6 protein-coding genes are annotated in these 7,708 nt (G+C 64.9%); 2 read left to right on the top strand and 4 right to left on the bottom strand.

What is annotated here, in order from left to right; translation table 11 throughout:
• From AC1DKV_RS29720 to AC1DKV_RS29705, 4 genes are all read right to left on the bottom strand, one after another.
• On the bottom strand, positions 1-400 hold a 400-nt coding region (locus tag AC1DKV_RS29720), incomplete at its 3' end, for an ATP-binding cassette domain-containing protein (RefSeq protein WP_477138644.1).
• Positions 401-412: 12 nt separating this feature from the next.
• Complete coding sequence (locus AC1DKV_RS29715; RefSeq protein ID WP_441615391.1) at positions 413-1,489, bottom strand: branched-chain amino acid ABC transporter permease; 1,077 nt, start codon at positions 1,487-1,489, stop codon at positions 413-415.
• Positions 1,490-1,496: 7 nt separating this feature from the next.
• Positions 1,497-2,369: a branched-chain amino acid ABC transporter permease gene (locus AC1DKV_RS29710; RefSeq protein WP_441615389.1), complete on the bottom strand. Its 873-nt coding sequence runs from the start codon at positions 2,367-2,369 to the stop codon at positions 1,497-1,499.
• Positions 2,370-2,651: 282 nt separating this feature from the next.
• On the bottom strand, positions 2,652-2,957 hold the full coding sequence (locus AC1DKV_RS29705) for a DUF1484 family protein (protein ID WP_441615387.1): 306 nt from the start codon (positions 2,955-2,957) through the stop codon (positions 2,652-2,654).
• Between the two features lie 794 nt (positions 2,958-3,751).
• On the opposite strand from AC1DKV_RS29705, the gene AC1DKV_RS29700 reads away from it, so the two are divergent.
• Together AC1DKV_RS29700 and pepN are read left to right on the top strand one after the other, a co-directional pair.
• Entirely contained in the window at positions 3,752-4,909 is a 1,158-nt protein-coding gene (locus AC1DKV_RS29700; RefSeq protein ID WP_441615385.1) for a zinc-binding metallopeptidase family protein, read from the top strand.
• 19 nt (positions 4,910-4,928) lie between these two features.
• Entirely contained in the window at positions 4,929-7,574 is a 2,646-nt protein-coding gene (gene pepN / locus AC1DKV_RS29695; RefSeq protein ID WP_441615383.1) for an aminopeptidase N, read from the top strand.
• Positions 7,575-7,708: the final 134 nt, after the last annotated feature.

The following is a 7,708-nucleotide window of genomic DNA, read 5'->3' as shown; positions in this document are numbered from 1 at the left end:
CCGCCAGCTCCGAGCGGCGCGCCGCCGACGTGAACAGCAGGTCTGCCCAGAAGCCAGCGGCGCGGTGCGTGTGGTGGCCGATCAGCAGGTTCTGCAGCACCGTGGCGTGCTCGAACAACTCGATGTTCTGGAACGTGCGCGCAATGCCCTGCGCCGCAATCGCGTGCGGCGGCATGCGCGTGAGTGGCTGGCCCTGCCACAGGATTTCCCCGCCGGTGGGCGGATAGATGCGGCTGATCAGGTTGAACACCGTGGTCTTGCCCGCCCCGTTCGGCCCGATCAGCGTAAACACCTCGCCCGCGCGCACGTCGAAGCTCACGCCGTTGAGCGCCAGCACGCCGCCAAAGCGCACGGTCAGGTCGCGCACGCTCAGCAAGGGTTCGGAATGGCTATGCGACATGACGCACCCTCCTTATTTCAGGCGCTCGGAGCGCTGGAACGCCTTCTGCCGCCGGAACATGCCCTGGCGGTAGAACGGAAACAGCTCCAGGTAAGTGCGGATCTTGCACCAGCGCCCGTACAGCCCCATCGGCTCGAACAACACAAAACCCATCAGCACCAGCCCGTACACCAGCGCCTGCAAGCCGCTCGCCTGCGCCACCGCAGGCGGCAGCCAGTCCTTGGCCAGCACGATCAGCTGCGGCATCACGATCAGGAACGCCGCCCCCAGGAACGCGCCGTGCACCGAACCCAGCCCGCCCACCACGACCAGCAACAACAGATCGATGGACTGCCCGATGCCGAACTGCTCCGGCGAGATAAAGCGCAGCTTGTGCGCATACAACGCCCCGGCCAGCCCCACCAGCCCCGCCGACAACGCGAACGACAAGGTCTTGTAGCGCGCCAGGTGAATCCCCATGCTCTGCGCCGAGATCTCCGAATCCCGGATGGCGATGAAGGCCCGCCCGGTCGCGCCGCGCAGCAGGTTCAGCACCCCCAGCGTCGCCAGCAGGCACACCGCCAGCGACAAGTAATAGAACGCCACCGGGCTATCCAGCGTATAACCGGCCACCTCCGGCGCCGCCACCGGCAGCCCCGCGTTGCCCCCGGTCACCCCCTCCCAGCGCGCCATCACCTCCTCCATGATGAAACCGAAGGCCAGCGTGGCAATCGCCAGATAGATGCCCTTCACCCGCAGCGCCGGCAGTCCCACCACCACACCCGTCGCCGCGGACAACACAGCCGACGCCACCAGGGCCGGCACGAACGGCACGCCATGCCCGGTCAGCCACGCCTGCGCATACGCCCCCACGCCCAGGAACGCCGCATGCCCGATCGACAGCAGCCCGGTATAGCCGGCCAGCACCATCAGCCCCAGCCCCGCAATCGCATAGATCAGCACAAAGCCCAGCTGCGCAATCCAGTAACTGCCGGCCCAGGCCGGCGCCACCAGCAAACACGCCAGCAGCAGCACGTACCACAAGGCCTGCCCGGGCTTTCCGGCCAGGCGCAGGTCCTGGCGATAATCGGTCTTGAAGAGGAATCGCATCGCGTCTCTACACCTTCTTGCGCAGGTTCTCGCCAAACAACCCGTTAGGCCTGACCGCCAGCACGATCAGCACCACCACATACGCCGCCACATCCTTGAAGCCCTCCGGCAGGTAAAACCCCGCCAGCGACTCCACCACCCCGATCACCAGCCCGCCCACGATGGCCCCCGGCAGGCTGCCAAAGCCCCCCACCACCGCCGCCGGAAACGCCTTCAGCCCCAGCAAGCCCATGCTGGCATGCACAAACGTGATCGGCGCCAGCAACAACCCCGCCAGCGCCGCCACCGCCGCCGACAAGCCCCACACCAGCCCGTTCAGCCGCCGCACCGGAATGCCCATGTAATAGGCGGCAAGCTGGTTCTGCGAACTCGCCTGCATCGCCACCCCGATCCGGCTATAGCGGAACACCCCGTACAACAACACGCACAAGCCCGCCGTCGCCCCGATCACCGCCACCTGCTCCACGCTCAGCACCAGCGCGCCCGCGCGCCACACCATGCCCTGGTAAGGCACCGGCAACGTATGCGTACCCGCCCCGATGCCCGGCACCATGGTGATTACGCCGCGCATCACATACCCCATGCCAATGGTCAGCATCACCACCGTGAACTGCGGCTGCCCCAGGATCGGCCGGATCGCCAGCCGCTCCACCAGCATCCCGAACCCCGCCATGCCCGCGACCGTCAACGGCACCGCCAGCCACAGCGGCAACCCCATCATGGTCAGCACCACCCCGGCAAACGCGCCCAGCATCATGAACTCGCCCTGGGCAAAGTTCACGGTCTCGGTCGCCTTGTAGATCAGCACGAAACCCAGCGCGATCAGGGCGTAGATACAGCCCAGGGCAATGCCTGAGATGGTCAGTTGCAGGATCTCCAACGTTGTCTCCTGGCTTAGGGGGGGATGCCTCGCGGGCGAAGTGCCGCGCTTTCGCTGGCTGTGCCACCGTAACAAAACTAGTGGGGCGGCTCTTGTGCGGACTGGCTATGCGGAGGTGGGGATTACCCACGGGTGGGCGGTGCTGCGGTGCGGGGGGTGAGCGGTTTTGCTCGCCGGGGTTCGGAAATTTCGGCGGCGGACTTCTGTTGCTTCCGCAAGTTGGCTTACGCAATGGCCGGTACGAGACCCGTCGAGGCGGGTCTCGGGTGGGTTTTGCTGGCGTCAGTACAGGGCCTGTACCCGGTCCACTGCCTGGTCCAGTTGTCGCTTCAGCGGAGACAGCAGCGCATGCAGGCCGCTATTGGCGGCCTGCTCCCCGGCCTGCAACTCCAGCAGGGTCAGGACGGATTCCAGGCCGGCGCTCACGCGCAGGAGGTCGTCGCAGCTTTGCTGGATGGTTTCCTGGGGCCATTGGGCGGTGGGCGTGGGCTGGATTTCCGGCAGCAAGGGGTCGGCTACTAGCCGGGCTTCCCTGGCGGCTTTTCTGGCTTCGGCGGCGGTGCGTGGGCGGCGTTGGCGGGCGGTCATGTCGTGGCTCCATTTTCGAGTGCGCTGATGACTTGTGATGCTGGCACTGGGGAAATGATTGGTCCACGGACGGTCTTACCCATTGCTTGGTGCTTCCGCTTGAGTGGGAACACCGAACATATTGCGCAGGTGTTCTGTGAACGGGAAAGCAAGACGTCGGGGTCGGCCACGTGGCAGCCCTCGCTTGAGAAGCGGTCGTTCCAGAGACGGCCGTGGTTTCGCGGCGGCTATCGGACCGAGACGGCCATGAAGCGCCTTTGGCACTCACGCTCAATCGGTCATTCGGATGGCGGCTTCAGCCAGGCTAACGGACGTCGTCTCCAGCGGCGACGAGTAGTCTCATCGGCCTACCCGCATCCGTCTAGAATGCCCGCGAAAAGACCGTCCGCGCATCTCGGTACTCCTGTAGAAACATTTCCTCCATCCGAATCGCATCAGCGGTGTTTTTTGCTCTGGAAGCTGAACGGCTGACTCATAGGCAGTCTTTCACCTGCTGCTCTGGCTTGAGGGTCGTGAAACGCAGACCCGCCTCGTGCCGATACTCAACCCATGCCCCCGGTCATCGCGGGCAAGAAGCTCCTACGTCAGGCAGGCCGGCGACCCCTCCAAATCGGCATCCATTGGTAACCGTGGACCCAAAGGGCTCTGCATGTCGCTTGTGGCGCCCGCGCCCATGCTGTTCAGGCGTTGCCGGGCACGAACTGGATGACTCAAGTCAACGGGAATCTTAATCTTGCAGCTCCCCGCCTGTTGCCTATTCTTGTCTCACCGTGCTCCATCATTTGGGGGGAGACATGCACAATCTGCTGGCGTCGCTCAGCCAAGAGGTGGACACGCAGTGGAAGAGGCATGACGTGCGCGTCGAGCGCCACTCGCGTGCCTACAAGTGCCGTTGCGGCAACCACGTCTTCTTCCGCAACACGCTATGTCTGGCATGCAACTCGCCCCTGGGCTTCCTGCCGGACGAAGGCCGGCTTGGCGCACTTGAACCGGGCCCCGAACCCGGTACCTGGCGCGAGGAAGGCCGCAAGGAGTTGCTGAAGTTCTGCGCGAACCGTGACTCCCCTGCCGCGTGCAACTGGATGATATATGCGCACAATCCCCAGCCACACTGCATCGCCTGCCGGCTCAACCGCACCATCCCCGACCTCGACGACGCTGACAACGTACTCTACTGGACGAAAATCGAGGTCGCCAAGCGCCGGCTGGTTTCGCAATTGCTCGCGCTGGGCCTGCCAGTGCGATCCAAGGTGGAGGAAGATCCCGAGCACGGCCTGATGTTCGATTTCCTGCGCTCGCCGCCCGGAGGCCCGTGCGTCATGACCGGGCATGCCAGCGGCCTGATCACGCTCAACGTCGAGGAGGCCGATGATGCCAAGCGCGAGCACATCAGGCATGGCCTGCGGGAGCCCTACCGTACGCTGCTGGGGCACTTCCGCCACGAGGTGGGCCACTACTACTGGGACCGGCTGGTCTGGAACACCGGGTGGCTAGAGCCATTCCGGCTGCTCTTTGGCGATGAGCGCGCCAGCTATGCCGAGGCGCTCAAGCGCAACTACGAGCAAGGACCTCCCCCCGATTGGGCCAACGCTTACATCAGCTCATACGCGACGATGCACCCTTGGGAGGACTGGGCCGAAACGTGGGCTCACTACCTGCACGTGGTCGACAGCCTAGGCACGGCGCTAGGCTTCGGCCTGGATGCCGAGGATCTCGATGGAGACATCCAGCCGTTCACGCGAGATGCGCTGTACGCACCCGAAGACCCCGGTGCCGAGCGCTTTCTATCCCTCCTCAACGCGTGGCTCGAGGTAACCATGGTCCTCAACGAGATGGCGCGCAGCATGGGCGAACCGGATTTCTACCCCTTCGTGATGTCCAAGCCGGTCGTGGCCAAGCTGCAGTTCATCAGCATGATCGTCGTCGAAGCCTGCACCAAGCCCGATCTCTGACGCGATAGGGAGCCACAGCATGGACGTCCCAGCAGCCGCAACGGTCTATCTGAAGGATTACGCGCCGCCCAGTTTCCTGATCCCCGAGGTCGAGCTCGACGTAGACTTCGCCGCCGAGGACAATGCGCGTGTACTCGCCCGGATCACGGTCCGCCGCAACCCCAAGGCAGTCGAACCCGAGGCGCCGCTGCGGCTCGATCTTGACGAGCTTGTGGTGGAGTCGGTGGCCCTCGACGGCATCCCGCTCGGCCCGGACCGCTACATGCTCGACGAGCGCCACCTGACCCTGCGGAACGCCCCCGACGCCTTCAGGCTGACGACCGTCAGCCACCTCAACCCCAGCCAGAACACCAAGCTGATGGGGATCTATACCTCCAGCACCGGCTTCTTCAGTCTTTGCGAGGCGGAGGGCTTCCGGCGCATCACACCTTTTCTCGACCGGCCGGACGTGATGGCCCGCTATTCGGTCACGCTGCATGCCGACAAGGCCCGGTATCCCGTGCTGCTGGCCAACGGCAACCTCACCGGCCAAGGCGACGAGGCTGGCGGCCGTCACTGGGCCCGCTGGGAAGACCCCTTTCCCAAGCCCTCTTACCTCTTCGCCGTCGTGGCTGCACGGCTCGACGGCCGCGAGGACAGCTTCACGACCCGCTCAGGCCGCACGGTGCCGCTGCGCTTTTTCGTTGAGCCCGGCAAGCTGGATCAGTGCGAGTTCGCGCTGCAGTCGCTCAAGCACGCGATGAAGTGGGAGGAGGACACCTACGGCCTGGAGATCGATCTTGACCAGTACAACGTCGTCGCGGTGGGGGACTTCAACGCCGGCGCGATGGAGAACAAAGGCCTGAACATTTTCAACACCAAGCTGGTGCTTGCCCGGGCGGACATCTCCACCGACTGGGACTTCAGCTTCATCGATCGCACGGTTGCCCATGAGTACTTCCACAACTGGACCGGCAACCGCGTCACCTGCCGGGACTGGTTCCAGCTTGCGCTCAAGGAGGGGCTGACGGTCTTCCGCGAGCAGCAGTACGCTGGCGACCGATACTCGCGCGCAGTGTCGCGCATCCAGGCTGTGCGCAATCTGCGCGCGGGCCAGTTCCCGGAGGACGCCGGCCCGATGGCGCACCCGGTGAGACCGCGCTCCTACCAGCAGATCAGCAATTTCTATACTGCCACGGTCTACAGCAAGGGGGCAGAGCTGGTGCGCATGATGCGCACGCTGGTTGGCGCGTTAGCCTTCAGCAAAGGCATCGAACTCTACTTCGAACGTCATGATGGGCAAGCGGTCACGACCGATGATCTGGTGAGCGCGATCCAGGATGCAAGCGGTGTGGATCTCGCCCAGTTCAAGCTATGGTACGAGCAGGCCGGTACTCCGCGCCTGTCCATCCGCGACCGCCATGACGCGGCCACGCGTACCTACGAGCTGACCGTGACACAACACTGCCCGCCCACCCCGGGGCAGCCGGTCAAGCAGCCAATGCACATCCCGCTGGCAGTCGGTCTGATCGACGCCGATGGCCAGGAGATGCCACTGCGCCTCGAAGGTGAGGAGACGGCCCAATGCACGAGCCGAGTGCTGTCGCTACGCCAGGAGACGGCGGCATTCCGCTTCCTGGATGTGCCGGCCCGTCCCGTGCCGTCGCTGCTCCGCGACTTTTCCGCGCCTGTGGTTATCGACTACGACTACAGCGATGAGGCGCTACAACATCTTCTGAGCTACGACAGCGATCCGTTCAACCGCTGGGAAGCGGGGCAGCATCTCGCGATGAACTTGCTGCTCGCCGGTGTAGTCGATCATCGCGCCGGCCGGCCAGTGCAATTCCCGGACCACTTGGCCCGTGCCTTCGGCCGCGTGCTTGACGGCGCCGCGCGGAATCCGGCCTTCGCTGCCGAGGCACTCGCGCTGCCGTCCGAAGTAGTGATCGGCGAACAGCTCGATGAGATCGACCCTCAGGCCGTGCACGAGGTGCGGCTGGCGATGCGCAAGTTCCTGGCCGATCGGCTGCGCTCCGAGTTGCGCCGCTCGTACGACAGCTTCGCCACACCCGGTCCCTACAAGCCCGACGCCGCGTCGATCGGTCGCCGCGCGTTGCGCAATCTCTGCCTGGCCATGCTGGTGGACCTCGGCGACGAAGATTCGCACCGAATGTGCCTCGTGCAACTCCAGACCGCCGACAACATGACCGACACAATGGCGGCGCTCACCGCCATCGCCAACTGCGATTGGCCCGAGCGCCGCGATTCACTCGACGCCTTCTACGCCAAGTGGCAGGGCGAGCCGCTGGTGGTAGACAAGTGGCTCGGACTGGAGGCACTGTCCCGCTTACCCGGAACGGTCGCGCGGGTTCGCGAACTGACCGCGCATCCGGTCTTCACACTGAAGAATCCCAATAAGGTCTACGCGCTGCTGGGCAGCTTTGGCGCAAACCAGGCCCAATTCCACGCGGCCGACGGCTGCGGATACGAGCTGATGATCGAGCAAGCGGTGGCGCTTGATGAAATCAATCCGCAGGTGGCCTCCCGTATGGTGCGCAACTTCGAGCGCTACAGGCGCTTCGAGCCGCGGCGTCGCGCGCTGATGCGCGCCGCGCTGGAGGGAGTCGCGGCGACGCCGGGCCTTTCCAAGGAAACCGCCGAAGTCGTTTGCAAAGCACTTGCCTAGCTGGGCCGGCCAGCCGATCGTGGGCGAGTACTCGGCAATCATAGCGCCGGCTGCCAAGGGCTCGCCCCAGCGGGCGCGCGACGCGGCGACGGCTAGCCATGCCCCTCGCCCGCGTCTGATGAGATGTATCACGG

This window comes from Cupriavidus sp. 05T41 (assembly GCF_056396525.1).
The sequence above is the reverse complement of the archived record's forward strand: the minus strand, read 5'-3'. Positions and strand labels throughout refer to the sequence as shown.